We start from the raw sequence: 26,512 nt of genomic DNA on the forward strand, positions 1-26,512 counted from the left end.
CTTACTCCGGACGCTCGCCCGGCAGCTTCTTTTCCTCGCGCAGTAGGCCCAATGCTGCGACGGTCATCGCCCCGGCCACGACCAGCCCACCAACGAACACAATGTGCGAACCGAACAGGGACAGTCCCTTGTGCACCCAGGCGAAGGTCAGATCGCCACCGCGGTAGACCACGGTGTCGATCGCCGCGCCGGCCTTGTAGCGCCACTGGCGGTCCACACGGGTGTAGATCGTCTCGCGCGCCGGCTTGGCCAGTGAGAATTCGCTGGCGCGGGTCATGACCTGCACCATCGCCACCATCAAGGGCAACGGGGAGGCCGCCAGGATCGAGAACCCGATGATGATCGCCACGCCGGGAATCAACAGCGCCGGGGCGATCCCATACCGCGACAGCAACCAGCGCGTGAAGCCAAGCTGGATGATCAGGGTCAGCGTGTTCACCGCCAGGTCCACGCGTGAAAAGAACGCCGTGCTTGCCGCTGCATCGGGGTACAGGCGGCGCACGATCGAGGCCTGCTCGTTGTAGAGCATCGTGCCTACGCCCACGCCGAACAGCACCATCAGCGCCAGCCAGCGCAGCATCGGCTCACGCACGATCAGCTTCAGGCCATCGAACACGCTGCCGCCCATCGGCGTCTCACCGGAAACCAGCTGCCGCTCCTGTTCGCGTGCCACCGCCCACAGCCGCAGCCGCCAGATGCAGCCCAGGCAGATCAACAGGAAGCCGGCCGAGACCAGCATCAGATTGGCGATGCCGACCCGCTGCACCAGCGCCGAGGTGATGATCGGCCCAAGGAATGCGCCGATCGTCCCGGCCGCGCCGAGATAGCCGTAATACGCGCGCGCCTCCACGTTGGAGAACACGTCGGCCATGAAGCTCCAGAACACGGCCACCGCAAACAGGTTGAAGACGGTGATCCAGAAAAAGAACGCCATCCCCCGCCCGGGCACGCCGGTCTCGAACATCACGTAGAAGCCGAGCAGGGTGACAATGAAGAACCCATACACCGCCGGCAGGAACACCCGGCGCGGATAGCGGCTCACCAGCGCGCCGTACAGCGGCTGCAGCACCAGCATGATGAAGAACACGCAGGTGAACAGGAACTGCAGCACGAAGTCCTGCAGGGCGATCCCGTGCCCGGCGAACCACTGGATCAGCGGCAGCGGAAACACGGTCTGCAGATCCGACGAGGCCGCCATCGCTTCGCGCACCGGGCGCAGGACGTAGTAGCCGCTGAGCAGGCAGAAGAAGTACAGCGAAGCCCAGATCAGCGGCGGCGAACGCCGCCACGCACTCAGCATCCCACCGGCTGCCGTGCCGGTCCCGGTCGCCGCGGTCATTGCCCGCTCTGCGCGGACAGGGGGCGTTGCAACGGCAGCATGTGGGGAACTCCGGGCGTCGAAGCGCGCAAGGTAAACGATGCACCGCAACATCGCCAGCCTCCGGCACGCCCATCGGCGCAACGCTGCGTGGCGCACCCCGCAGCCCCTGCCTGCCCCAACCTGTCTTATGCTCGGTGCGCACCCCGGCAAGGAGCGGCATGTACGACTACATCGTGATTGGAGCCGGTTCTGCCGGCTGCGTGCTGGCCCACCGGCTCAGCGAAGACCCGGCCTGCCGGGTACTGCTGCTGGAAGCGGGCCCGCGCGATACCAACCCCTTCATCCATATGCCGGCCGGGTTGGCGCGGCTGGTCAACAACCGCCGCATCAACTGGAACCTGGAGACCGAGCCGGAGCCTGCACTGGAGGGCCGTCGCCTGTGGTGGCCGCGCGGCAAGGTGCTGGGGGGCTCGAGTTCGATCAATGCGATGTGCTACGTGCGCGGCGTACCGGCCGACTACGACGGCTGGGAAGCGGGTGGCGCCATCGGCTGGGGCTGGGACCAGGTGCTGCCCTGGTTCCTGCACAGCGAGCGCAACAGCCGCGGTGCCAGCGCGCTGCACGGCGCCGCAGGACCGCTGTCGGTGTCCGACCTGCGCCACCACAATCCCCTGTCGGCCGCTTTCATCGCCGCCGCACAGCAGGCCGGCCATCCCCACAATGCGGACTTCAACGGTGACCAGCAGCTCGGCGTCGGGCTGTACCAGGTCACCCAGCGCGACGGTGCACGGTGTTCGAGCGCGGATGCCTATCTGCGCCCGGCACGCCACCGGCGCAACCTGACGGTGCTCACCGGGGCGCAGGCGACCGCGCTGAGTTTCCAGGGCACGACGGCGACCGGCGTGCACTATCGGCGTGGCGCGCACCACCTCCACGCACGCGCGGGCGCGGAGGTGATCCTCAGCGCCGGCGCCATCCACTCCCCGCACCTGCTGATGCTCTCCGGCATCGGCGAGGCGGACACGCTGCGCTGCCACGGCATCACCCCGCGCGTGGATCTGCCCGGTGTCGGCCGCAACCTGCAGGACCACCTGGACATCTGCACCGTCGTGCACACCGGCCCGGGTGTCAGCTACGACCGCAGCAGCGAACTGCGCATCGCCGTGGACTACTTCCTGCGCGGCCACCGCGGTGCCGGCACCAGCAACCTGGCCGAGGCCGGCGGCTTCGCCCGCTCGTCGCTGGCTACGGAGGCCCGCGCCGACATCCAGTTCCATTTCGTCCCGGCGATGCTGGACAACCACGGCCGCCACCGGTTGCCGGGCGATGGCTATACGCTGCATGCCTGCCCGCTGCACCCGCACAGCCGCGGGCAGCTGCGCCTGCGTGATGCCGATGCGCGCTCACCGCCGCGCATCCACGCCAACTACCTGGGTGACGCCGCCGGCCACGATCTGAAGATGATGCTTGAATGCGCCCGGCTGTCGCGCAGGATCCTGCAGCAGCCTGCGTTTGACCGCTGGCGCGGCGCGTCGGTGTTCCCCGCGCACAACGCGCTGGACGACGCAGCATTGGAAGCCTTCATCCGGGCCAAGGCCGAGACCATCTACCACCCGGTCGGGACCTGCGCGATGGGGCAGCATGCCGAGGCGGTGGTCGATCCGGGCACCCTGCGCGTGCACGGCACCGAACGGCTGCGGGTGGTGGACGCCTCGGTGATGCCGCGCCTGATCAGCGGCAATACCAATGCACCGACCATGATGATCGCCGAGCGGGCCGCACACTGGATCCGGACCGCCGCCACTGCCTGAACAGGGGTGCGCTGGACCGCCCTCCCCCGGCGCGCCGGATCCGCTCGGGATTGGCAAAACCCACGCGTTTTCAACGCGATACGCATTCATCTTCGATTCGTTTGTGCAATCACGAAAAGCGGCGCTAGAATCGGTCACAGCAGTCGCGCACGGGCACCCATACGATGAACCAGAACAACAGGCGCCGACCGATCCGTTCGGCGGCAACCGGGTTGTTGGGCATGTTGATGCCCATCGCCATGTCTTCCACTGCACAGACACCCGCCGCTGCGCCCGCCGGGTTCCCGGTCAACATCGAGGAATCGGCGCCGACCGCCGCCCCGCATACCCAGCCTGCCGCGTATCGCACCACGCCGGCCGGCCTGAAAGTGCAGCCGCCCGCGCAGGGTTTCAACGTGGCCTCGATCGAATCGATGGCGCAGCAGCTCACCTACGGCGAGCGCGTGCCGGGCATGGCGGTTGCCATCGTGCAGGGCGGCCGCGTGCTCAGCGCGCGCGGCTACGGTGTCACCGACGTCAACAACCCGCAGCAGGTCGATGCCCACACCGTGTTCCGCCTGGCCTCGTTGTCCAAGGCTTTCGCCGGCACCATGGCCGGCCTGCTGGTCAACGATGGCACCCTGCGCTGGGACAGCAAGGTCACCGACTACGTGCCCGGCTTCCAGTTGAGCACGCCCGAAGCAACCGAGCGCCTGACCGTGGCCGATCTGCTCAGCCACCGCGTCGGCCTGCCCTACAACGCCTATGACCGCGACGTCGAAGCCAACGCCGAGTACTACACACTCACCCACAAGCTGGCGGCCACCTCGCTCAAGTGCCTGCCCGGCGATTGCTACGCCTACCAGAACGTGGCCTTCAGCCTGATCGGTGATGTGGTCTACGCCGCCTCCGGCAGCTTCTACGAACAGTCCGTCGAGCGTCGCCTGTTCAAGCCGCTGGGCATGGACGATGCCAGCCTTGGCCTGGCCGGCATCCAGGCGAGCTCGCGCTGGGCACGCCCGCATGTGCGCAGCCGCAATGGCTGGGTCGCGCTCACGCCCAAGCCGACCTACTACCGCCTCGCCCCGGCCGCCGGCGTCAACGCCAGTGCCAGCGACATGGCGCAGTGGCTGCTGGCACACACCGGCCATCGCCCCGACGTACTGCCCGCTCCGTTGCTGGCCACGCTGCATGCCAGCCTGATCAGCACCCCCGGTGAGATGCGCTCGGGCTGGCGCCGCGAGCGCCTCAACTCGGCCGGCTACGCGCTTGGCTGGCGCACCTTCGATTACGCCGGCCATGAAGTGATCTTCCACGCCGGTGCCGTCCAGGGCTATCGCGGCCTGGTCGCCCTGGTGCCCGAGCGCGACCTCGGCATTGCCATCATGTGGAACGGCGAAAGCAGCCTGCCCAGCGGCCTGCTGCCCACCGTACTGGACCAGGCCATGGGCCTGCCGACCCAGCGCTGGCTGGACGTGGACACCGAATTCGGCAGCGACAACCTGATGGCCGAAGACGCCGCCCCGCAAGGCAAGCGCAAGGGTGTCTCGTCGAACCGCGCGGTCGCTTCACCGCGCTGATCCCGCCCGCAGGTGGCATCGAAAAAGGCGGCCGGATGGCCGCCTTTTTTGTGGTTTTTTGGTATCGCCCATAAAAAAACTCCTTCCCCGCTGGGCTGCCAGGGAAGGAGTCTCAGGTACGGCTATCGGGAAAAACTCAGATCAGCGGTGCCGGGGTTGCCGGCAGCGCGACCGGCGCGGCCTTCTTCTTGCGAACGGCCGGCTTGCGCTTTGCGACCTTCTTCACTGCCTTCTTCGCGGATGCCTTCTTGGCCGGAGCCTTGCGGGCAGTCGCCTTCTTGGCGGTGGCCTTCTTGGCTACCTTGCGGGTGGCCTTCTTGGCGGTCTTCTTGGCAGCCTTCTTCGGAGCGGCCTTCTTGGCTACCTTGCGGGTCGCCTTCTTGGCCGTCTTCTTTACCGCCTTTTTCGCGGTCTTCTTGGCAGCTGCCTTCTTTGCAGTCTTCTTGACGGCTTTCTTCGCCGTCTTCTTGACGGCCTTCTTCGCCGTCTTCTTCACTGCCTTCTTTGCGGTCTTCTTGGTCGCAGCCTTCTTTGCCGTCTTCTTCACGGCCTTCTTGGCCGTCTTCTTTACGGCTGCCTTGCGAGCGGTCGCCTTCTTGGCCGCCTTCTTCACCGTCTTCTTGGCAGCGGCTTTCTTGGCTACCTTCTTCACGGCCTTCTTGGCAGTCGCCTTTTTAGCGACCTTCTTGGCTGCCTTTTTGGCGGCCGGCTTTTTCTTCGCAGCTTTCTTGGTTGCCATGGGATGGCTCCTCGTCAGTGATCTATGGAGTGGAAACGCCCAGGTAAAGCAAACCCGCCGTTGCTGCGTCGCGGGGACCGCCGTCGCGTCATGCGCGTCGTGACGGATACGGAGACACCTGCCACATGCGGCCAGGCAGATATCGGATCAGGAAGGGTCTTGCGGTTCGCTGAAGGAAGCGAAGCCATCTCCACCGTCATCGGACGCGAGGTGGATGTCCAGGTTGTGCTTCGCGACTTGATGTCGATTCTGCTCACTCTGTTCGCAGGCAAGGTCTGCTGAGGCGAAACCTAATCACGCTTTTTTTCACTGTCAACAACCCCGGCGAAAAATTTTCACACCGGCACCCTGCCGCGGCCCCCTCTGCGTACCCGTCATCGAGCCGACGAGAGCGCCATGCCAACGCCACCGCGAACACCCCACGCAACCAAACACAGGCAACACAGAAAAGAAAAGCACTTAAAAGAAGCACTTTCGTGTAGCGACATCGCAACAACGCCGTGCGCCGTCCTGCAACGCCACGCGCGCATCGCATGCCATCACCCCTGCCACAGGACTCCCCGTGCGCACCTTAAACAGACCGCAAAACTTTTCACATCTGCCCGCGCTTTTTTCCGCCCGATTTGCGTAACTGCGCAAACTTTTGACCGTTCGGGACCGACACGTTCGCGCCTGGCGTTCGCCGTTGAACATCGCCGCACGTCCGCCGGGATACCTGTTCGGCATGCCATTGGCGCGTCGGCGCAGACCAGATCGCCGGCGCGCATCGGCACCGAACCGATCGTCATGAGCCAGCCGTCGCGATCAACGCCCATCGCGCGCGCACTGCAATCCTCACGCACTACTAACGCGATCGGCGCGCGCCCGACGCGCGGGCAAAAAAAAACGGCCGCACCGGGCGGCCGTTCTTCAGCGGAAACGACGATCAGTGATCTTCGTTTTCCAGCAGCTCGGCGTAGTCGTCCGGACCCAGCAGGTCGTTGACTTCGTCCAGGCCGGCCACTTCGACGACATAGATCCAGCCGTCGCCGTAGGCGTCTTCGTTGATGGTTTCCGGCTTGTCGCTCAGGGCCGAATTGACCTCGACCACCGTGCCGGTGATCGGGCTGTACACGTCCGAAGCGGCCTTCACCGACTCGACCACGGCAGCCTGTTCGCCGGCCTTGACCTCCTGGCCAACCTCCGGCAGTTCAACATAGACCAGGTCGCCAAGCAGGCCCTGGGCGTGGTCGGAAATACCGACGGTGACGCGGCCGCTGCCTTCAACGCGTGCCCACTCGTGGGACTTGAGGAATTTGAGGTCGCCGGGGATCTCGCTCATGGGACTGCTCCGAGGAATATCAGGGGGGGTCAAGAAACGGGGGTAGTGTAACCAACCGGCGCGGACACGAACGCGTCCGCACCGGATACATCACGGCATCAGCCGTCGATCAACACGCCGGGCTGGGCCTGGCCTTCGCGCACGAACGGGAACTTCACCACGCGGACCGGAATCTGCTTGCCACGGATATCCACGCGGACCTCGCCCAGTTCGCCGCCCGGCACGCGGGCGAACGCGATGCCCTTGCCCAGGGTCGGCGAGAAGGTGCCCGACAGGATCTCGCCCTCACCGCTGGCGGTGAGCACCGCCTGGCCGTGACGCAGCACGCCCTTCTCATCCATGACCAGGCCGATCAGCTGGCGGGCGTTGCCCGCCGCCTTCTGCGCCTCGAGCACGTCGCGCCCGATGAAGTCGCGGCCTTCGTCCAGTGCCACGGTCCAGGCCAGGCCGGCCTCATAAGGTGTGATCTCCTCGTCCATGTCCTGGCCATAGAGATTCATGCCGGCTTCCAGGCGCAGCGTATCGCGCGCACCCAGGCCGGCCGGACGCACGCCGGCGGCGCTCAGCGCATTCCAGAAGGCGACCACGGCGGTCTGCGGCAGCAGGATCTCGAAACCGTCTTCACCGGTGTAGCCGGTACGCGCCACGAACAGCGCGGTGCCGTCGGCGGTGGCGGTCTCCAGGGCAGCGAAGCGGCCCAGCTTTTCCAGCGCGGCGCGGTCGCCCTCGCCCAGCAGGCCGATCACGCGCTCGCGTGCGGTCGGGCCCTGCACGGCGATGATGGCCAGCTCTTCGCGCTCGATGACCTCCACGTTGAAGGCTGCCGCCTGCTCGCGGATCCAGGCCAGGTCCTTTTCGCGGGTGGAGGCGTTGACCACCATGCGGAAGAAATCGTCAGCCATGTAATAGACGATCAGGTCGTCGATCACGCCGCCGCGGGCATTGAGCATGCACGAGTAGAGGGCCTTGCCGGTGGCCTTGAGCTTGTCCACCGAGTTGGCCAGCAGCGTGCGCAGGAACGGCTTGACCTGCTCACCGCGCAGATCCACCACGGTCATGTGGCTGACGTCGAACATGCCGGCATCGCTGCGCACCAGGTGGTGCTCGTCCAGCTGCGAACCGTAATGAATGGGCATGTCCCAGCCACCGAAGTCGACCATCTTGGCGCCGAGTGCGCGGTGGGTATCGTTGAGAAGCGTCTTCTGGGTCATGACCGGTTCCGGGGGAATGAAGGCAAGCCATCATTATCCCAGAACCGTCTTCACAACGCCTGCGGCGGTGCGGGAAAACCGAGGATCAGGCCTGCTGTACCTTCAGCGTCATCCCTTCCACCGCCACCACGCGCACCGGGCTGCCGGCCGGCAGATCCGGCCCGGCGACCACCCAGAATGCATCGTCGATCTTGGCCCGGCCCTTGCCGGCCACGATGCCCTGGTCGAGCACGACCACCCGCCCGATCAACTGCTCGGCGCGCCGGTTCAACAGCGGCTGGTCGCTCTGGCGATCGTGTGATCGCCCCCAGCGCCGGTAGCACTGGATCGAGACCACGCTGAGCACCACGAAGGCGACCACCTGCCACAGCAGCGGGATCTCGGCGAACACCGCGACCAGCACGAACACGGCCGCCGCACCGATCCCGATCCACAACATGAAGGCGCCGGGCGCGAGCGCCTCGGCGGCGAACAGCACCAGTGCCAGCGCGCCCCAGGCCACCACTTCCCAGCGCATGTCAGCCTCCGATCCGCGGCGGGACGCCGCGCGTGGCTTTCTTCTCTTCCTGCTTGGCGAACGCCTCGCGCGCCAGTTCGGCCACGCCGGCGATCGAGCCGATCACGCCGCTGGCCTCCATCGGCATCAGCACCAGCTTCTGGTTCGGCGAGGTCGCCAGTTCCTTGAATGCTTCCACATACTTCTGCGCGATGAAGTAGTTGATCGCCTGCACGTCTCCCTGGGCGATCGCCTCGGAGACCATCGTGGTTGCCTTGGCCTCCGCCTCGGCCAGGCGCTCGCGCGCTTCGGCATCGCGGAAGGCCGCCTCCTTGCGGCCCTCGGCCTCCAGCACGGTGGCCTGCTTCTCGCCTTCGGCGCGCAGGATCTCGGACTGACGCGAGCCTTCGGCTTCCAGGATCTGCGCGCGCTTTTCGCGCTCGGCTTTCATCTGCCGCGCCATCGCATCGAGCAGATCGCGCGGCGGCTGGATATCGCGGATCTCGATGCGGTTCACCTTCACGCCCCACGGGTTGGTGGCATGGTCGACCACGCTCAGCAGCTGGGCGTTGATCACCTCCCGCTGGCTGAGCGATTCATCCAGATCCATCGAGCCGATCACGGTGCGGATGTTGGTCTGCACCAGCGCGATCATCGCCACCTCCAGGTTGGCGACCTCGTAGGCCGCCTTGGCCGCATCGAGCACCTGGAAGAACACCACGCCATCCACGCGCACGGCGGCGTTGTCCTTGGTGATCACTTCCTGGCTCGGCACGTCCAGCACCTGCTCCATCATGTTCACCTTGCGGCCGACCCCGTAGACGATCGGGATCAGGAAGTGCAGGCCGGGCGACATGGTGTGGGTGTAACGGCCGAAGCGCTCCACGGTCCATTCGTAGCCCTGCGGCACCATCCGCACGGCCTTGAAGAGGATGACGACGGCCACGAAGGCCAGCACCAGCGAGAACAGCATGGTCGGAAACATCAGGTCACTCCCTTTCCCCGGATTCGTAACGCCGAGTATAGCCACGGCACCTTCACACCGGCATCGGGAAGTGCCCTGGCGGGCCGTCAACCAGGTTCAGGCGGTGCGCGGGGCGAACATGATGACCATCATGCCGGCCAGGCACAGGCCGACGCCGAGCAGGTCCCAGCGGCTGGGGCGGATGCCATCCACCAGCCACAGCCACATCAGCGCGGTGCCGATATAGACCCCGCCGTAGGCGGCGTAGACGCGCCCGCTGGCGGTCGGGTGCAGGGTCAGCAGCCAGGCGAACAGCGCCAGGCTGACGGCCGCCGGCAGCAGCAGCCACGCACTGCCGTCCTTGCGCAGCCACAGCCACGGCAGGTAACAGCCGACAATTTCGGCCACGGCGGTCAGCACGAACAGCAGCAGCGTCTTCACGCGGCGGGCTCGTCCGCCTTGGCCTGCTGCCAGAGCGCCTCCTGCGCCTCCAGATCCAGCGCGGCCATGGACTGCCCCGCTGCATCGGCCTGGGCCTCCATCGCGCGGAAGCGTCGTTCGAATTTGTGGTTGGCCAGACGCAGCGCAGCGCCCACATCGACCTTGGCGTGGCGGGCCAGGTTGGCGCAGACGAACAGCAGATCGCCCAGCTCCTCCTGCAGGCGCGCGTGATTTTCCTCGACCGGGCCACGCGCGAATTCCGCGGCGACTTCGTCCAGTTCTTCGCGCACCTTGTCCATCACCGGCGCCGGGCCCGGCCAGTCGAACCCGACCCGTGCCGCGCGTGCCTGCAGCTTCACCGCCCGCTGCCACTCCGGCAGGCCACGCGAGATGCCGGCCAGCGCCGAGGTATCGGTGTGGCCCTTGGCAACGCGCTCGGCGCGTTTGATCGCCTCCCAGTTGCTGTTGACGTCCTCGGCCCCGTCCACCTGGACCTGGGCGAACACGTGCGGATGGCGACGCTCCATCTTGTCGCTGATCGCGCGGGCGACGTCGGCAAACCCGAACGCCCCCTGCTCCTGCGCCATCTGCGCGTGGAAGACCACCTGCAGCAGCAGGTCGCCGAGCTCATCCTTGAGGTCATCCAGATCGCCACGGTCGATCGCATCGGCGACCTCGTAGGCTTCTTCGATGGTGTACGGCGCGATGCTGGCGAAGTCCTGCTGCAGGTCCCAGGGGCAGCCCTGCAGCGGGTCGCGCAGGCGCGCCATGATGCCCAGCAGGCGGTCCAGTTCGGGGGTGGCAGGCATCGTTGCTCCAGTCAGGTCAGGCGGGCAGCCACGCGCGCCACGGCAGGCGGGTATCGCCCAGCGCGATGAAGTCGCCGTTCAAGAGGCTCTCGCGGCGGTTGTAGCGGAACGGCTTGCCGGTCTCGGCCGAGAGCACCGCGCCCCCGGCGGCGTGCAGCACGCACTGCCCGGCGGCGGTATCCCACTCGGAGGTCGGCCCCAGCCGCGGGTACACGTCCAGCGTGCCTTCGGCCAGGCGGCAGAACTTGAGCGAGGACCCCTGTGCGAGCACCTCGATATCGCCCATGCGATCCAGCAGCGCCTGCGTCTGCTCGCTGCGGTGCGAGCGGCTGGCGGCTACCCGCAGCGGGGCCGAAGCGGGCGTACGGGTGCGCAGCACCGAATCGCGCATGCCGTCGCGGCGGTAGGCGAGTTCGCCGCGCATCGCATGCCAGATCTGGCCGGTGGCCGGGGCGAGCACCACGCCGAACGCCGGCGCGCCCTGGTAGATCAGTGCGATGTTGACGCTGAACTCGTCGTTGCGTTTGACGAATTCGCGGGTGCCATCCAGCGGATCGACCAGCCAGTAGGCGCCCCAGTGCTGGCGGATCTCCCACGGCACCTGCGCCGATTCTTCGGAGAGGATCGGCAGCTCCGGGGTGAGCTGGGCCAGCCCACGCTCGATCACCTGGTTGGCGCCGAGATCGGCTGCCGTGACCGGGCTGTGGTCGGATTTGATTTCCACATCGAACGGCGTGGCATACACCGCCATGATGGCGGCGGCCGCGTCCTGGGCGATGGCGATGACGGTTTCGCGCAGATCCGTCGTGAGTTTGATCATTCCTTCCGCCCCAGCCACTCGCGTGCGATGAACAGCGCCGCCAGCGATCGGCCTTCGGAGAAATCCTCGCGCAGCATCAACTGGTCCAGATCGGCCAGCTTCCACGGCACGACCTCCAGCTCCTCCGGTTCATCACCGACCAGGCGCTCGGGGTACAGATCCCGCGCCACCACCAGCCAGGACTGGTGGCTCATATAGGTGGGGGCCAAAGTCATCGCGCGCAGCACGTCGACCCGGCGGGCGCCGTAACCGGCCTCTTCCTTCAACTCACGGTCGGCGGCCTGCTCGGGGGTTTCGCCGGCATCGATGCGGCCTTTCACCAGCCCCAGCTCATACCGGTGCATGCCGGCGGCGTATTCACGCACCAGCAGCACGGTCTCGTCATCGAGCATCGGCACCACCACCACCGCGCCGTGACCGCGGGTCACCAGCCGCTCGAAGCGGCGGCGTTCGCCATTGGAAAACTCCAGATCCAGATGCTGGCGCTGGAACGGCCCGCTTTCCTCGTCCGTGATCTGGTGGATGATGGGCAGGCGACGGCTCATGCGAGCATCTCTAGAATGGGTACTGGTGAAGACGTGTTCATGAGCCCGAAATGCTAGCAGACCCAGCCCCCCTCACGCTGGCCGATCAGTGGCGGCAACGCGATCTGGCCGTGCTGTGGCACCCGTGCACCCAGATGCGTGAGCATCCCGACACCCTGCCCCTGCTGCCGATCGCCCGCGGCGAAGGCCCGTGGCTGATCGACCATGACGGCCATCGCTATCTGGATGCGGTGAGCAGTTGGTGGACCAATCTGTTCGGCCATGCGCAACCGCGCATCGGTGCGGCCATTGCCCAGCAGGCCACCCAGCTGGAACAGGTGATGCTGGCCGGCTTCAGTCATGAGCCGGCGGTACGGCTGGCCGAGCGCCTGCTGGCGATCGCCCCCCGCCAGGCCGGGCGCGACCCGCTGGCCAAGGTGTTCTATGCCGACAACGGCTCGGCCGGGGTGGAAGTGGCGCTGAAGATGGCGTTCCACTATTTCCGCAACCGTGGCGAGAACCACCGCACCCGGTTCGTCGCGCTGGAGAACGGCTATCACGGCGAAACCCTGGGGGCGCTGTCCGTCGGCGATATCCCGCTGTATCGGCGCGTGTATGCGCCGCTGCTGACCGAGGCGCTGTTCGCCCCGTCGCCCGACGCCTACCTGGCCGAACCGGGCCAGAGTGCCGCCCAGCGCGCGCACCAGGCGGCCGATGCACTGGCCACGCTGTTCGACCAGCACCCGGGCGAAATCTGCGCGGTGATCCTGGAACCGCGCCTGCAGTGCGCCGGGGGCATGCGCATGTACGACCCGGTCTATCTGCAGCGTGCGCGCGCGCTGTGCGATGCCAATGGTGCCTTCCTGATCGCCGATGAGATCGCCACCGGCTTCGGCCGCACCGGCACGATGTTCGCCTGTGAGCAGGCCGGGGTGATGCCGGACCTGCTGTGCCTGTCCAAGGGCCTGACCGGCGGTTTCCTGCCGCTGTCGGCGGTGCTGGCGACCCAGGCGCTGTACGACGCCTTCCTGGATGATTCACGCGAGCGCGCCTTCCTGCATTCGCACAGCTACACCGGCAATCCGCTGGCCTGCGCCGCCGCGCTGGCGACCCTGGATATTTTCGCCGACGAAGACGTGATTGCACGCAACCGCAGCACTGCCGAGGTGATGCGCACCCTGGCCGCACCGTTCGCCGACCACGCGCATGTCGCCGATGTACGCCAGGCCGGGATGGTGGTGGCCTTCGAGCTGACCCGCAACGGCGACAAACGCACGCCATTCCCGGCCGAGGCCCGGATCGGGCTGCATGCTTATAAAGCGGCGCTCAAACGCGGCGTGGTGCTGCGCCCACTGGGCAATGTGCTGTATTGGATGCCGCCGTACTGCGTTGAGGATGAACACTTGGACCTGCTTGCCCTGACCACCCTCGCCGCCATCGACGAGGCCATCGCATGCGCGTGACCCGCAGCCATATCGACCATCCGCTGGCGGTCGGACAAACACTGGCACTGCCCGAAGACGCCGCCAACCATCTGGTGCGCGTGATGCGCCTGCGCGAAGGCGATGGCTGCGTGTTGTTCAACGGCGATGGCCAGGACTACAGCGCCACCCTGGTGACTGTCGGCAAGCGCGATGCGCAGGTACGGATCGAGGCGGCCACCGCGCTGGACAACGAATCGCCCTTGCACATCACCCTGCTGCAGGGCATTGCCCGCGGGGAAAAGATGGACCTGATCCTGCAGAAGGCGACCGAACTCGGGGTGCAGGCCTTCGTGCCGGTCAACGCCGAACGCACCGAAGTGAAGCTGGATGCAGCGCGTGCCGAGAAGCGACTGGCGCACTGGCGCAGTGTGGTGGTCTCGGCCTGTGGCCAATCCGGCCGCGCCCGCGTGCCGACCGTGGCCGCGCCGCGCTCGCTGCAGGACGCCGCCAACGCGGTCCCGGCCGAGGCATTGAAATTGACCCTGGATCCACAGGGCGAGCATCGCTTGTCGACGCTCTCGGCCGCACCGGGCGGGGTGGTGATCGCGATCGGCCCGGAAGGCGGCTGGTCGCCGCGCGACCGCCAGGCGCTGGCCGCGGCGGGCTTCCAGGGCTTGCAGCTGGGCCCGCGCGTGCTGCGCACCGAGACCGCAGGCTTGGCGGCGATCGCTGCCGTGCAGGCACGGTTGGGCGATCTGGGCTGAAAAACAACGTTGTTCCTTCTGCCCCCTTGATTCATCTGGAGCCATGGCCCCCTTGAGTCAAGGGGGCGCGCCGGCAGGCGCGTGGATCTGGGAGATTGTGACGCGGGGGGCCCGCGGTTTGCGAAGCAAATCGCGGGGAGGTTTCGCGAATGCGCAACCTCACCCCGCCACGGGGAAGGATTCGTCCAGCGCCGCTTCCAGCGCGTCCAGGTCCGGCAGCAGCGCGCTCTGTTCGCCCAGCAGCACGCGCATGTGCACGCCCTGCGGCAGGGTTTCCTCGGAGGCGTCGGCCAACAGCCCGTCGCGCGGCACCGCGATCAGCTGCGGGAAGGTCTGGGTCAGCAGCGCGAAGTAGGGCCGGCGCGGATTGCCGCCCAGCGCCTTGAGCACGACAACCTTGTTGTTGGCCACCACCGGCTCGTCACCCTGCCCGGACAACCGGGCGAAGGACAGCAACGGCACGTCCCAGCCGTGCCAGGCGATCTGCCCGACCAGCCAGGCCGGCGCATCGGGAACGGTTTCGACCGGCACCTTGGACATCATTTCGGCCACGGTGGCGTTGGGCAGCAGCACGCGTTCGTGCCCGGCCTGGATCAGGACACCGCGGATTTCGTCGTTGCTGGCGTAGCTCATGGGTCTTCCTTCAAAGGTGCGTCGGCGCCACTCAGGCGTCCACGCCCCAGCGTGCGGCGATGGTGGCGGCCAACTGCGGCGGTTCCCCGGCGTCCTGCCCGGCAGCAACCACCGCACTGGCCGCGGTCGGGTCATAGCAGCCTTCGCCGATCTGACCGGCCACCCAGGCACCGGCGGCGGCCAGGGCGAGCACGGCGTCCACCTGGGCGGCGTCCGCGCCGCTGAGCAGGACCACGCCGCTGTGCGCGGCCGGCAATGCCTCGATCTGGATGCCGGCGGTGTCGGCGATGAACTGCAGGCTGCCCTGCCGCACGGCGATGCCGATGTCGTCGGGCAGGATGTAGGCCTGGCCGGCTTCAACGGGCTGGGCGTCCTCGGCCAGCAGCACCGGCAGTGCGGACACCCGTGCCATCTGCTTGACCAGATTGCCGTAGCGGCCGCCGTCCAGGCGCATATGCACCAGGACGGCGGTGTTCAGCGATTCGGGCAGCGCGGCCAGCAGGCGGCGCAGCGCATCCGGCCCGCCGATGCCGGCCAGGACCAGCACCGCGCCCGCGCAGCCACCGGCGGAACCGGCCTCGGGTTCGAGCTCGACCAGTGACAGACGTTCGATGTCGAAGCGCTCCGGTGCCGGCGCCGTGTCGCTGATCGACGGGGGCGCCGCAACAGCACCGTCATCGTCCACCAGCGACCACCGGCGGTGATCGCCGATCGATACGGCAGCGGCCGCGGCGGGTGGTGCCGAGGCCGGAATCGGTGGAATCGCCGGTGCGATCGGCTCGGGCGCCACCGGCTGCAGCGCCGCCAGCGCCTCTTCCAGCGACACCGGCTCGTGCAACTCCGCCGGCGCCTGGTACAGGCCATCGGCCGGCACCTCGGCGGCCGCATCCTCGGCTTCGCGCAGATGGAACGCCAGCGGTGCGTCGGCATGCAGCTGCGCCGGGGTGACCGGCAGACCCGGTTCGGGCTGCAGCTGCTGGTCCTGTTCCGAACCCGGCGGCAGCACGTCCTGATGGCCGTGCAGCTTGGCCACCAGATGCCGTGCCCAGCGCTGCGCTTCCCAGCCGTCGCGGCGTGCAGCCAGCTCGGCTTCGTCGAAGATCAGGGTCAATGACGGCGAACCCAGCACCGGATCCAACCGCTCCAGAGCGTCTTCGATTGCCGGTTCCAGCGCGATCAGGACCGCACCGGGATCGGCATCACGCAGGACCTGCAGGTCGAGCGTGTTGGGGTCGTCCTCCAGCACCACGCGGGCGCCGGCATGGTCGAGCGCTTCGCGCAGGCGGTCGCGTACCGGGCCGGAACGGGCCAGCAGGGCCACCGTCAACAGGGGATGGGCATCACTCGCGTGCACGGGCGATCCCCAGCAGGTCATACACGTTGCGCATCAGATCCAGTTCCTGGTACGGCTTGCCCAGGTAGCGCTGGACACCGAGTTCAAAGGCGCGTTGACGGTGCTTGTCGCCGCTGCGCGAGGTGATCATCACGATCGGCACACCCTGGTAGCGCGGGTCGGCGCGCATGACGCTGGCCAGCTCGTAACCGTCCATGCGCGGCATTTCGATATCCAGCAGCATCAGGTCGGGCACGCGCTCATCCAGGCGCTCCAGAGCTTCGATACCGTCACGGGCGACCGTGACCTCGAAGTTGTGGCGCTCCAGGATGCGGCCGGTGACCTTGCGCATGGTCAGCGAATCGTCGACCACCATCACCAGGGGTACATCGCGATCACTGACCTTGGCTGCGGCGGTGATCGGCTTGTGCGGGTTGGCCAGGTAGCGGCGCACCAGCGGGGCCACGTCCAGGATCACCACCACGCGGCCATCGCCGGTGATCGTCGCACCGTAGATGCCCGGCACCGAAGCGATCTGCAGGCCGACCGGCTTGACCACGATTTCGCGGTTGCCCAGCACCTGGTCGATCGCCACGGCCACGCGCAGGTCGCCAGCGCGGACCAGCAGCAGCGGCACCTGGGCCTGGCCTTCGGCGCGGGCCTGGGCCTGGCCGATCAGCGTCCCCAGATCATGCAACGCGAATTCTTCGCCACCGTAGTGGTAGCCGCCGTTGGCGGTTTCAAAGCGCTCGCGCGAGATCCGGCCGATACCACTGACCGAGGCCACCGGCACGGCAAAGGTGGTCTCGCCGATCTGCACGAACACCGCCTGGGTGACCGCCAACGTCTGCGGCAGGCGCAGGGTGAAGGTAACGCCCTGGCCGCTGACCGAGTGGATGTCCACCGAACCACCCAGCTGGCGCACTTCGTTGTGGACCACGTCCATGCCCACGCCACGGCCGGCCAGCTGGCTGACCTGGTCGGCGGTGCTGAAGCCGGGCGAGAAGATCATCGCATCCAGTTCGGCATCGCCGAGCACGGCATCGGCGGCGATCAGGCCACGCTGTTCGGCGCGGCGACGGATCGCCTCGCGGTCCAGCCCGGCGCCATCGTCGGCCACTTCCAGCACGATTTCCGAGCCTTCGCGACGCAGGCGGATGGCGATTTCGCCCTCCTCCGGCTTGCCCGCGGCCCGGCGCTGTTCCGGGGTTTCCAGGCCATGCGCCACCGAGTTGCGCAGCATGTGTTCCAACGGCGCGACCATGCGGTCGAGCACGTTGCGATCCAGTTCGCCGTGGGTCCCTTCGAGGGTGACGTGAACCTGCTTGCCGGTGTCCTGGCCGGCCTGGCGCACGACCCGGCGCAGGCGTGGCACGAGACCATCGAACGGCACCATGCGCGCGCGCATCAGGCCGTCCTGCAGCTCCGAACTGACGCGCGACTGCTGTTGCAGCAGCACGTCGTACTGGCGCGACAGATCGTCCAGCACGCCCTGCAGACCGCCCAAGTCAGCCGCGGACTCGTTCAGCGCGCGGCTGAGCTGCTGCAGCGTGGAGAAGCGGTCCAGTTCCAGCGGGTCGAATTTGTGATCGGCCTGGTCCTGCTCACGCTGATAGCGCGCCACGATCTGCGCTTCGGTTTCCAGATCAAGGCGACGCAGCTGATCGCGCAGACGGGCATTGGTACGGTCCAGTTCGCCCATGGCGCCCCGGAAGGCACCGAGCTGCTGCTCCAGACGCGAACGGTAGATCGCTACTTCACCGGCGTGGTTGACCAGGCGGTCGAGCAGATCGGCGCGCACGCGCACCTGTTCCTGCTGCGGCCGCGGCAGACCATCTTCCTCGCTGACGGTTTCCAGCGGGACCGGTGCCGACAGCGGCGCCGCCACGAGCGCGGCGATGGCGGCCTCGACCTTGGCATCGCCGGACGCAAGCGGCGGCTCGGTGGTCTCGATCTGTTCCGGCTCGACACGGCCCTGGGTACGCTGCTCGAACGCGGCGATCAGGTCGTCGGGCATCGCCACGGTGCGGTGCTGCCCGGTCCGGGTCAGCAGCTGGTGCAGGCGATCAAACCCGCGCTCCAGCAGATGCACGTCGCTGCGGTCGATATCGGTGCGGTTGGCCGCGACGGCTTCCAGCAGCGATTCAATGCCGTGGCCAAGATCGCCGATCGGATTGATCCCGGCCATGCGCGCGCCCCCCTTGAGGGTATGCAGGTCGCGCTGCAGGCCGGCGATCACGTCGCGGTCCTGGGGCGCGGCACGCAGTTCGCTGATCAGGCCATCGCAGTGGTCGAGCAGGTCCTTGCCCTCTTCCACGAAGATATCGACCAGCTCCTGGTCGAGCAGGGTGAAATCGAGCGCATCGCCCGGCGCGAGGTCGGCGCTGTCGGTGGCGTCCACGGGGCGGACATCATCGGCTTCCGGGGCGGTCGTGAAGGTTGCAGCGGGTGCGTCCTCCAGTTCGAAGAAGCGCGCCGGGGTGGCCGCGTCGGCGGAGACATCGGGCGCCGTGGCCTCGATCGCCTCGGCGAACGCATCGGCTTCGCCGGTGTTCTCATCCGTGGCGTCCAGACCGAGCACGCCGGTATCGGAGGCATCCGGCGCATCGACGACGGTCAAACCGTCATCCACCGCCTGCTGGGCGTCCACCACCTCGCCAAAGGCCGGCGGCGGCGGCAGGACCTCATCCAGCGCGTGCGCATCTTCCTCGCTGTCCGGATCGGTGTCGCTCCCGCTGTCGTTGGCCGCGTCATCGACGGCGACCGCATAGTCGCTGTCCTGCTCAACGGCATGGGCATGGGCATCGACATCAGCGGCCGGACCGTCGGCGACGTCCACGGTCGCCGCTTCCACGCCGGACCGGGTGTCGGTCGCGGTGTCTGCGACGCCTTCGGCTTCGGCCCTGGCGTCCGTGTCCGTGTCCGTGTCCGTATCCGTGTTGGAGGCGGAGGCGGTTTCAGCGCCGACGTCGACCGGACGTTCCGGCGTGACCGGCTCGGCGAAATGATCGAAGTAACGTGAGAGATCCTCGGCCGAGGTCAGCTCGACGGCTTCCAGGCCTGCATGCACAGACGCCAGATCCGCGTCGGCCGGGACGTCCGGCGACGCCAGCGCATCTGCTTCGCGCGCGGTGTCCGGCAGCTCGGCATCAAAATAGGCGGACAGGTCGTCCGTGCCCGTCAGTTCCATGGCGATGAGGGCATCGTCGTCGGCCACAGCGACCGCGCGACCGGGCTCGATCACGCTCAGGCCATCGGCATCGATCCCGGCCTGCTGCTCGTCGGTAACCGTAGCGTCGTGCGCATCTGCTGCTTCGACGACGTCGTATGCCTCAACGGCCTCAACCGCTTCGACGGCTTCGACTGCTTCAACCGCTTCAACCGTATCCGCGTCTGCTGCCCTGCCCTCGACCGTATCCACGTCGATGGCAGCCGCTTCCACGGCATCTGCTGCCGTCGCTTCGTTGAATGCTCCCGCATCTGCCGCTTCAGTCGCCTCGGCGTACGGTTCGTCGTCCACAAGGTCCAGATCGTCTTCGACCAGTGCCGGCCAGCGCGCTTCCGGCAACGTATCGGCCAGGGCAACCAGGCGGGCCGCCAACGCGTTCTGCACGGGCACCCGCGGCGCCTCGTCCTGCAGTGCCGCCATGGTGGTGGTGATCGCGATGCAGGTCTCGGCGAGCGCGTCCATGCCTGCCGCGCTGGGCAGTACATCGGCGGCCAGGGAACGCTTGATGTAGCTTTCCGCCGCACCGGTGACCGCCGTGATCTCCGGCACGTCGGTCATGGCGAAGGCGCCGTTCATGGTGTGCACGGCGCGCAGCAGCCCGTCGGTCACTGGCTGCGGTGCATCGGTGGCAGCATCCAGCCACGCCTGCAGCGTGGCCTGATGGACCTCGACCTCGGCTTCCAGGATCTCGCGCAGCACACTGTCGATATTGGCCGGTGTGCTCTCGATCATCGGCGCAGCGTCAGTCGTCCCACTGTCCACGGCCATCGCCACGGGCGCTGCAGCCGCACGCTGCAGCGGCACATGGAAGGTCTCCTCACCCGCGGCCACACGATCGGCGATGGCCTGCATGGCCTGCAGATCGGCGGTGACACGGCTGCCATCGCGCAGCGCGGCGTTGAGCTGCGGCAGCACCTCGTAGGCCTGGCCGACCAGGGCGACCACGGCCGGCGAGGCCGGACGGCTGCCGTCGAGCACGCGGTTGAGCATGCCCTCGATCTTCCAGCTGAACTCGCCCAAGGTACGCGCACCGACCAGCCGGCCACTGCCCTTGAGGGTATGGAACACGCGGCGGATCGGGCGCAGGCGGTCCAGGTTGTCCGGCGCGATGCGCCAGGCCGGGAGCAGGTTGCCCAGGTTCACCAGTTCTTCGTCGAACTCTTCGATGAAGACCTCGCGGATGTCCTGGTCGATGTTCTCGCCATCATCCTCGAAGCCGGCCTCGATGCTGGTGTCGTCGGCGGCCACGGCCACTGCCGGGCTTGCCGGTGCAGACGCGGCCGACACGGTACCGGTGTCGGCGCCTTCCGGGCGGAACTGCGCGGCGGCGGCGTCCAGTTCGGCCAGGAAGCGGGTGGATGCGTCGTCCAGTTCGATACGGCGGATGACCGCATCCTGCACGGCGGGCGGCGGCAGCGCGGCATCTGCCGCGGCCTGCGGCACCGTGTCGGCGCCATCGATGAACGCCTCGATCGGCTCGGCGACACCGTCGTCCGCCGAGGCCACCGGAATCTCCTGCAGGAACGTCGGCAGGGCATCCACATCCACCGCGCGCTGCGCGAACGGGCTGGACGCGGCCGTCTGCGCGGCAACGCTATCGGTGTCGGTGTCGCTGTCATCGATCTGAAGCGACACCACGTCGTCGGCGTTGCGCAGGTCCTCATCGAAGGTGAAGTCGATCGGCTCGTCGCTCAGCTCCAGCATCTCGTGCTCGGCGGCCACCGGATCGAAGCCGGCGCCCGTGGCCACGAAGGCCGGCATCTCCAGCGACACGTCGGAAACCTCGGGCGCACGCTCCGGCGTCGCCACATCCACCTCATCGTGCGCAGCATCGGCGTGCACGGAGGGCAGCGGCGCGACGTCCCACCCGGCGCCGGCCGGCACGTCGGCAATGACCGGATCGAAATGGGCAAACGTAGGCAGTTCGTCCACATCGTCATGGCTGGCCAGTGTCCACTGCGGCGCATCGGCGGCGACCGGGGCGGTGGAGGCGTCGAACACCAGCGCCACGGGTGCCGTGGGCAGCGGGGCGGTGATCGCCGGCGGCGGATCGAAGGTGAAGTCCGGCAGCGGCGGCGGCAGGTTGGCCGGGCGCGGGATGTCAGCGGTGACGCCGAGCTGGATCGGCTCGGGTGCAGGCGTGTCCCACGGGGTGAGCTCGATGGGTTCGGCCGCGACCGGCAACGACTCCGGTCCGGTATCGGGGGTCGGCTGGTTGGCAGCCGGCAGCGGCCAGTAACGCAGGGTTTCCAGGCTGCTGCGGGTGATGTCCAGAATGTCATCGCGGCCCGGACGACGTTCGCGCAGGGCCTCGAGGTAATACTCCAGGCTGGCCATGGCGTCGGCCAGGGTGTCCAGCTGGCGCCCGCTGGGCACGCGCTGCTTGCCGAGCAGTTCAACGGCGATGTACTGGCGCACGCCCTGCAGGTAATCGGCCGGAACCGACAGATCCAGCATGCGCAGGGCACCGGCGACCTCGCCGAGCAGGCGCGGTACTTCCTGCAGCTGCTGGTGGTTCCAGTTGGTTTCGATGAAGGCGACGAAATGCTCGCGCGCCGCAGCGAAGTTGGCGATGGCTTCATGTGCCAGCACCTCCACCGTGCGCCGGTTCTCCACCGCGCTCGGATCGTCCTCGCCGCTGCCGCCGGCGCCCAGATGGGCGACCTGGTCATCCAGCGAGGCATCCACGTAAAGCAGCGCGCCGGCGATATCCAGCAGCAGCGTTTCATCGATCTGCTGCACGCCCTCGACCACTTCGCGCAGCGCATCGCGCTGCTGTACGACCACGCCGCGGGCCACGCCCAGGCCCATCATGCCCAGCGTATCGGCCACCGCGCCCAGCTCGTTGACCTGGGTCTGCAGCTGCACCGGCTCGCCACCGGTACGCAGGTGCAGGTCCAGCGCATCCTTGATGCGCAGCAGTTCTTCCTTGACCGCGTTGCCGACCGTATCGAGCAGTTCGCGGTTGCGCCCGCTCAGGCTGCCGCGCGCGTGATCCAGCTCGGCTTCGGTGGCGCTCGCGCTGTCCGGCGCGAAGGCGAACAGCACGCTCTCGTTGATGCCCGGGGCGGCGCGGGCCGACCGGATGTCATTGAGCAGCGGCAGCAGCACGATCGGAATATCGCGGTGACCGTTCTGCAGGCGCTCCAGGTAATCGGGCAGCAGTACGCTGCCACGCATCAACGTGGCGCAGGCTTCATCACGGTCGGGCACCTCACCGGCACCGATCGCATTGGCCAACTGCTCCAGCTCCTCGGCCACCATCGCCGGGGCATACAGCTCGACCATCCGCAGGGTGCCCTGCACCTGGTGCAGGTAGCCGGCGCAGAAGCGCATCCGGCTGCCATCGGCAGGGTCTTCCACGTAGTACTCGACCTCGTTGCGCACCTGGCGCAGGGTCTCGTCCAGCTCCGGCTTGACCCAGCCCAGCGCAGCGTGGCTCATGGCATCGCGCAGCGTGCTCATGCCAGGTCTCCCGGCAGCTCGGCGCACATGGCGTGCGGTGATTTCTCGCGATGCATCATCTGCTTGTTCCTTCCCTCTCCGCCCTGCCCGCGGCTCACGCCGGCAGCTTGAAGTCGGCGACCGAGCGGCGCAGGTCGGCCGCCAGCTGTGCCAGGTGGCCGATCGACTCGGCGGTCTGTCCCGCGCCCTGCGAGGTCTGGCCGGTAATCTGACGGATCACGCCCATGGTGCGGGTGATGTCCGATGCCGCGGCCGACTGCTGCTGGGCAGCGATCGAGATGTTCTTGATGAGGTTGTTCAACGCGTTGGAGACGCGCTCGATTTCGGTCAGCGCGGTACCGGCGTCTTCGGCCAGGCGTGCACCGGAGACCACTTCGGCGGTGGTCTGCTCCATCGAGCTGACCGCCTCGTTGGTATCGGCCTGAATGGCCTGCACCAGGTTTTCGATCCGTCGGGTTGCACCGGAGGTGCGCTCTGCCAGCCGCTGCACTTCGTCGGCCACCACCGCGAAACCGCGACCGGCCTCACCGGCCGAAGCCGCCTGTACCGCGGCGTTCAACGCCAGGATATTGGTCTGCTCGGAAATGTCGTTGATCAGTTCCACGATCGAGCCGATTTCCTGCGAGGACTCGCCCAGGCGCTTGATGCGCTTGGAGGTTTCCTGGATCTGGTCGCGGATCTGGTCCATGCCCTGGATCGTTTCACGCACCACGCCGGCACCTTCGGCGGCGATGATCACCGAGCGCTGCGCCACGTCGGCCGACTCGGCCGAGTTGCGCGACACCTGCTCGATGCTCGAGGCGATTTCGCCGATGCGGTCGGAGGCCGAGGTGATCTGGTTGGCCTGGTGGCCGGCCGCTTCGGCCAGCTGCATCGCGGTAGCCTGGGTTTCCTGGGTCGACACGGCGACCTTGGCCGAGGTGTCGTTGATCGTGGTCACCAGGTGGCGCAGCTCATCCACGGCGTAGTTGATGGCGTCGGCGATGGCGCCGGTCATGTCCTCGGTCACCGAGGCCTTCACCGTCAGGTCGCCTTCACCCAGAGAGCTGATTTCGTCCAGTAGCCGCATGATGGCCTGCTGGTTGCGGCTGTTGTATTCCACCTGGGTCTGGTACCGCAGTTCCTGTTCGCGCGAGCGGCTGCGCACCGTGCTGCCGACGAAGCCGATGATGGCGATCAGCGACAACGCACCCGACGCCACGCCCAGCCAGAAGTTGGGGAACAGGCGGGTATCGCGCAGCGAGCCGAACGAAGAGAAGGCTTCGAACAGCTTCTTGCTGTCGCGCAGCATGTCTGCCGAACCGCCGGTGAGGGCCGCGGCCGAGGACTGCGCGGCGAACAGCTGGCGCGAGCTGGCCAGGATGGCGTCGGCATCCTGCTTCATGGTGTCCCACTGCTTCTGCGACTGCTCCAGCGCGGCCAGCGCAGGACCGTTGCGGACCGCGGCAATGCCCAGTTCCTCGTTGCCGTTGCGCAGCGCATCGAGCACCTGGGTGAAGACCACCGAGTCGCGGGCGAGCGCGTCGCCCGCGGCAGCCGCATTGGCACCACCGGCGCGCATTTCTGTCACACGGCGGGCCATCGAGCCGACCACCACGACCTGCTGCAGGGCGTTGTAGACCTGCGAGGACGGCGCGCCACTGGCCGACATCGCGCGGACCACTTCGTTCAGCTGTGCCTGCAGGGCGGGCACGCCGTTGACGAGGTTGTTCGCGTTGCCGGCCAGGGCCAGCACGGCCGGTTCGCTGGCGACCAGCTGGCCGGCGCTCTTGCCGAGCGGCTCCCAGGTCTGGATCAGCGTGTTCAGCGGCCCGGCGACATTGGTCTCGGTGCCGTAGCGGCCCTGCAGCCCACTGACGGTGCTTTCGATGTCGCTCTTGGTCAGCTTGAACGCGGTGAACGCCTGCGCGTTGCCCGAGACCGCCTCACGGCCCTGGTTGGCCAGCTGCTGCGAGAGCACCTGCAGGTTCGCCGCATCGGTGCTCGCACTGGCCAGGCGACTGCCCTGCCAGGTCGCCACGCCGGTGTTGACGCCGAACACGATCATCGACACGGCCAGCAGGCCGAGCCAGAAATTGGTGCCCACCGAGCCGAGCTTGCCGGCCTTGGCGGATTCCGAAGCAGTACTCATCGTTCAACCTCGATCTTCAATGCGGAGAGACAGGCGCCTGCGGTCAGGCCGCGGCCTGCCTGAATTCGGGGGTACGCGACAGCAGCGACAGCGAGAACACGCCCCAGTCATGGCCATCGCCGTGGAACGCACGGTCGATGAAGTGCGCATAGCGGCCGGTGGCCAGATCGCCGGCGACGATGTCCTGGTCCAGCTCGAAGCTGCGCTGGCCGAACAGTTCATCGATGGTCAATGCCACGTCGCCGCCGGCCTGGCGCATGATCAGCACGCGCTGACCCTCCTGCTGCACGGTGCGCTCGCCTTCCAGGAAGAACTTCAGGTCCACCACCGGGAACAGGTTGCCGCGCAGGTTTCCCACGCCCAGCAGCCACGGCTGTGCGCCGGGCACCGGGGTGATCGGCGGCATCGGGACGATTTCCACCACTTCGCGGAAATCCGAGACCAGCCGGCGCTTGCCCACGCGATAGCCGACGCCTCGCCACAGGTCCTGCGAGAACTGCCGCTCGGGCAGCTGCACCGCATGGGCCAGGCTGCGTCGCTCGTAGGCCTGGAGGATGTCGAAAGGAGAACGCATCAGACCACCAACTGGTTGATCCGCGCGATCAGTTCCTCCTCGCGCGGCGGCTTGACGATGTAGTCGGCCGCCCCCTGGCGCAGCCCCCATGCCTTGTCGGTTTCCATCGCCTTGGTGCTCACGATGACCACCGGAATGTGCTTGATGGCCGCGTCGCGCGCCATCGCACGGGTCGCCTGGAAGCCACTCATGCCCGGCAGGACCACGTCCATCAGCACCAGCTGCGGCGACTGCTCGCGCACGAGCTTGAGCCCGTCCTCGGCGTTGTCCGCTTCCAGGACTTCATGACCGGCCTTGGTCAACCACTGCGTGAACACCGCACGGTCGGTCGGTGAATCCTCGATCAGTACGATTCGAGCCATTGTGCCTTTCCCCCCTGGTCAGGCGTTGACGTATGTGCGGATGGCACCCAGCAGTTCTTCACGCGTGAATGGCTTGGTCAGGTACTGCTCCGAGCCGACGATGCGGCCGCGCGCCTTGTCGAACAGGCCGTCCTTGGAGGACAGCATGATCACCGGCGTGGACTTGAACAGCTGGTTGCCCTTGATCAGCGCACAGGTCTGATACCCGTCCAGCCGCGGCATCATGATGTCCACGAAGATGATCTGCGGCTGTTGATCGGCGATCTTGGCCAATGCCTCGAACCCATCGGTCGCGGTCACCACTTCGCAGCCTTCCCGCTTCAGCAGGGTTTCCGCGGTTCTGCGGATGGTCTTCGAATCATCGATGACCATCACGCGCAGCCCTGCGAGTTCCCCACCCGCAGCCATGTATTCAGTCATTACCTTTCCCCAAGCGCGCGACGCTTGCCTGATCCCCGGCGTCGCTGCGAAAGCGTATCTATATCCCAATACCGGCGCGCGCTTCAAGCACACCCACCGCGGCCCCGGTGCCAGCGGCCCGGCGGGCGCCCGGCCCGGGCCGTTTGCGCAAACCCGGGGCG

The 26,512-nt window shown here is 67.4% G+C and carries 19 protein-coding genes and 2 pseudogenes; 5 read left to right on the forward strand and 16 right to left on the reverse strand.

Annotation, left to right across the window (positions count from 1 at the left end):
- Position 1 precedes the first annotated feature (1 nt).
- Complete coding sequence (locus ABE472_RS09895; protein ID WP_313210512.1) at positions 2–1,339, reverse strand: MFS transporter; 1,338 nt, start codon at positions 1,337–1,339, stop codon at positions 2–4.
- 169 nt (positions 1,340–1,508) lie between these two features.
- On the opposite strand from ABE472_RS09895, the pseudogene ABE472_RS09900 reads away from it, so the two are divergent.
- From ABE472_RS09900 to ABE472_RS09910, 3 genes and pseudogenes are all read left to right on the forward strand, one after another.
- Positions 1,509–3,132, forward strand: a pseudogene (locus tag ABE472_RS09900) (choline dehydrogenase).
- Between the two features lie 164 nt (positions 3,133–3,296).
- The gene (locus ABE472_RS09905) at positions 3,297–4,691 is read left to right on the forward strand and encodes a serine hydrolase domain-containing protein (protein WP_346466104.1); all 1,395 of its coding nucleotides are present in this window, start codon (positions 3,297–3,299) and stop codon (positions 4,689–4,691) included.
- A gap of 260 nt (positions 4,692–4,951) precedes the next feature.
- Positions 4,952–5,431 (forward strand): annotated as a pseudogene (locus ABE472_RS09910) (hypothetical protein); the annotation flags it as partial.
- A 924-nt stretch (positions 5,432–6,355) separates the two neighbouring features.
- On the opposite strand, the gene gcvH reads toward ABE472_RS09910, so the two are convergent.
- The 8 genes from gcvH to nudE form a co-directional block, all read right to left on the reverse strand.
- Positions 6,356–6,751 (reverse strand): glycine cleavage system protein GcvH, encoded by a 396-nt coding sequence (gene gcvH, locus ABE472_RS09915; protein ID WP_123730439.1) that lies wholly within the window; start codon positions 6,749–6,751, stop codon positions 6,356–6,358.
- Between the two features lie 98 nt (positions 6,752–6,849).
- Positions 6,850–7,962: a glycine cleavage system aminomethyltransferase GcvT gene (gene gcvT / locus ABE472_RS09920; RefSeq protein WP_313219742.1), complete on the reverse strand. Its 1,113-nt coding sequence runs from the start codon at positions 7,960–7,962 to the stop codon at positions 6,850–6,852.
- A gap of 85 nt (positions 7,963–8,047) precedes the next feature.
- Positions 8,048–8,479 carry an NfeD family protein gene (locus ABE472_RS09925; protein ID WP_313210505.1) on the reverse strand — a complete coding sequence of 144 codons (432 nt, stop codon included), beginning with the start codon at positions 8,477–8,479 and terminating at the stop codon, positions 8,048–8,050.
- A gap of 1 nt (position 8,480) precedes the next feature.
- Positions 8,481–9,443, reverse strand: a complete 963-nt coding sequence (locus tag ABE472_RS09930; protein WP_046272684.1) for an SPFH domain-containing protein — start codon at positions 9,441–9,443, stop codon at positions 8,481–8,483.
- 96 nt (positions 9,444–9,539) lie between these two features.
- Complete coding sequence (locus ABE472_RS09935) at positions 9,540–9,863, reverse strand: YnfA family protein (RefSeq protein ID WP_313210501.1); 324 nt, start codon at positions 9,861–9,863, stop codon at positions 9,540–9,542.
- Entirely contained in the window at positions 9,860–10,672 is an 813-nt protein-coding gene (gene mazG, locus ABE472_RS09940; protein WP_313210499.1) for a nucleoside triphosphate pyrophosphohydrolase, read from the reverse strand. The genes ABE472_RS09935 and mazG overlap by 4 nt, the downstream gene beginning before the upstream one ends.
- Before the next feature lie 16 nt (positions 10,673–10,688).
- Entirely contained in the window at positions 10,689–11,492 is an 804-nt protein-coding gene (cysQ, locus tag ABE472_RS09945; RefSeq protein WP_121039024.1) for a 3'(2'),5'-bisphosphate nucleotidase CysQ, read from the reverse strand.
- The gene (gene nudE, locus ABE472_RS09950; protein ID WP_121039027.1) at positions 11,489–12,037 is read right to left on the reverse strand and encodes an ADP compounds hydrolase NudE; all 549 of its coding nucleotides are present in this window, start codon (positions 12,035–12,037) and stop codon (positions 11,489–11,491) included. The genes cysQ and nudE overlap by 4 nt, the downstream gene beginning before the upstream one ends.
- Positions 12,038–12,087: 50 nt before the next feature.
- On the opposite strand from nudE, the gene bioA reads away from it, so the two are divergent.
- Together bioA and ABE472_RS09960 are read left to right on the forward strand one after the other, a co-directional pair.
- A complete protein-coding gene (bioA, locus tag ABE472_RS09955; RefSeq protein WP_313219740.1) occupies positions 12,088–13,479 on the forward strand; it encodes an adenosylmethionine--8-amino-7-oxononanoate transaminase in 1,392 nt (463 codons plus the stop codon).
- A complete protein-coding gene (locus tag ABE472_RS09960; protein ID WP_346463268.1) occupies positions 13,470–14,204 on the forward strand; it encodes a 16S rRNA (uracil(1498)-N(3))-methyltransferase in 735 nt (244 codons plus the stop codon). Before bioA ends, ABE472_RS09960 begins: the two co-directional genes overlap by 10 nt.
- A gap of 159 nt (positions 14,205–14,363) precedes the next feature.
- Here ABE472_RS09960 and ABE472_RS09965 read toward each other — a convergent pair whose 3' ends face one another.
- The 7 genes from ABE472_RS09965 to pilG all read right to left on the reverse strand — a co-directional run bounded on the left by ABE472_RS09965 (position 14,364) and on the right by pilG (position 26,351).
- Positions 14,364–14,837: a chemotaxis protein CheW gene (locus tag ABE472_RS09965; RefSeq protein WP_121039036.1), complete on the reverse strand. Its 474-nt coding sequence runs from the start codon at positions 14,835–14,837 to the stop codon at positions 14,364–14,366.
- A gap of 31 nt (positions 14,838–14,868) precedes the next feature.
- Positions 14,869–16,212: a chemotaxis protein CheB gene (locus ABE472_RS09970; protein WP_346466105.1), complete on the reverse strand. Its 1,344-nt coding sequence runs from the start codon at positions 16,210–16,212 to the stop codon at positions 14,869–14,871.
- On the reverse strand, positions 16,178–22,864 hold the full coding sequence (locus ABE472_RS09975; protein ID WP_346466106.1) for an Hpt domain-containing protein: 6,687 nt from the start codon (positions 22,862–22,864) through the stop codon (positions 16,178–16,180). The genes ABE472_RS09970 and ABE472_RS09975 overlap by 35 nt, the downstream gene beginning before the upstream one ends.
- A gap of 94 nt (positions 22,865–22,958) precedes the next feature.
- Positions 22,959–24,995 (reverse strand): methyl-accepting chemotaxis protein, encoded by a 2,037-nt coding sequence (locus tag ABE472_RS09980; protein ID WP_346466107.1) that lies wholly within the window; start codon positions 24,993–24,995, stop codon positions 22,959–22,961.
- A 43-nt stretch (positions 24,996–25,038) separates the two neighbouring features.
- On the reverse strand, positions 25,039–25,569 hold the full coding sequence (locus ABE472_RS09985; protein WP_088432919.1) for a chemotaxis protein CheW: 531 nt from the start codon (positions 25,567–25,569) through the stop codon (positions 25,039–25,041).
- Positions 25,569–25,931, reverse strand: coding sequence for a response regulator (locus tag ABE472_RS09990; RefSeq protein ID WP_123730426.1), 363 nt, complete (start codon positions 25,929–25,931; stop codon positions 25,569–25,571). The genes ABE472_RS09985 and ABE472_RS09990 overlap by 1 nt, the downstream gene beginning before the upstream one ends.
- Positions 25,932–25,949: 18 nt before the next feature.
- Positions 25,950–26,351: a twitching motility response regulator PilG gene (gene pilG / locus ABE472_RS09995; protein WP_121039045.1), complete on the reverse strand. Its 402-nt coding sequence runs from the start codon at positions 26,349–26,351 to the stop codon at positions 25,950–25,952.
- Between the last annotated feature and the right edge of the window lie 161 nt (positions 26,352–26,512).

Origin of the sequence: Stenotrophomonas sp. TWI809, assembly GCF_039673205.1 — a bacterium.
Lineage (GTDB): Bacteria > Pseudomonadota > Gammaproteobacteria > Xanthomonadales > Xanthomonadaceae > Stenotrophomonas.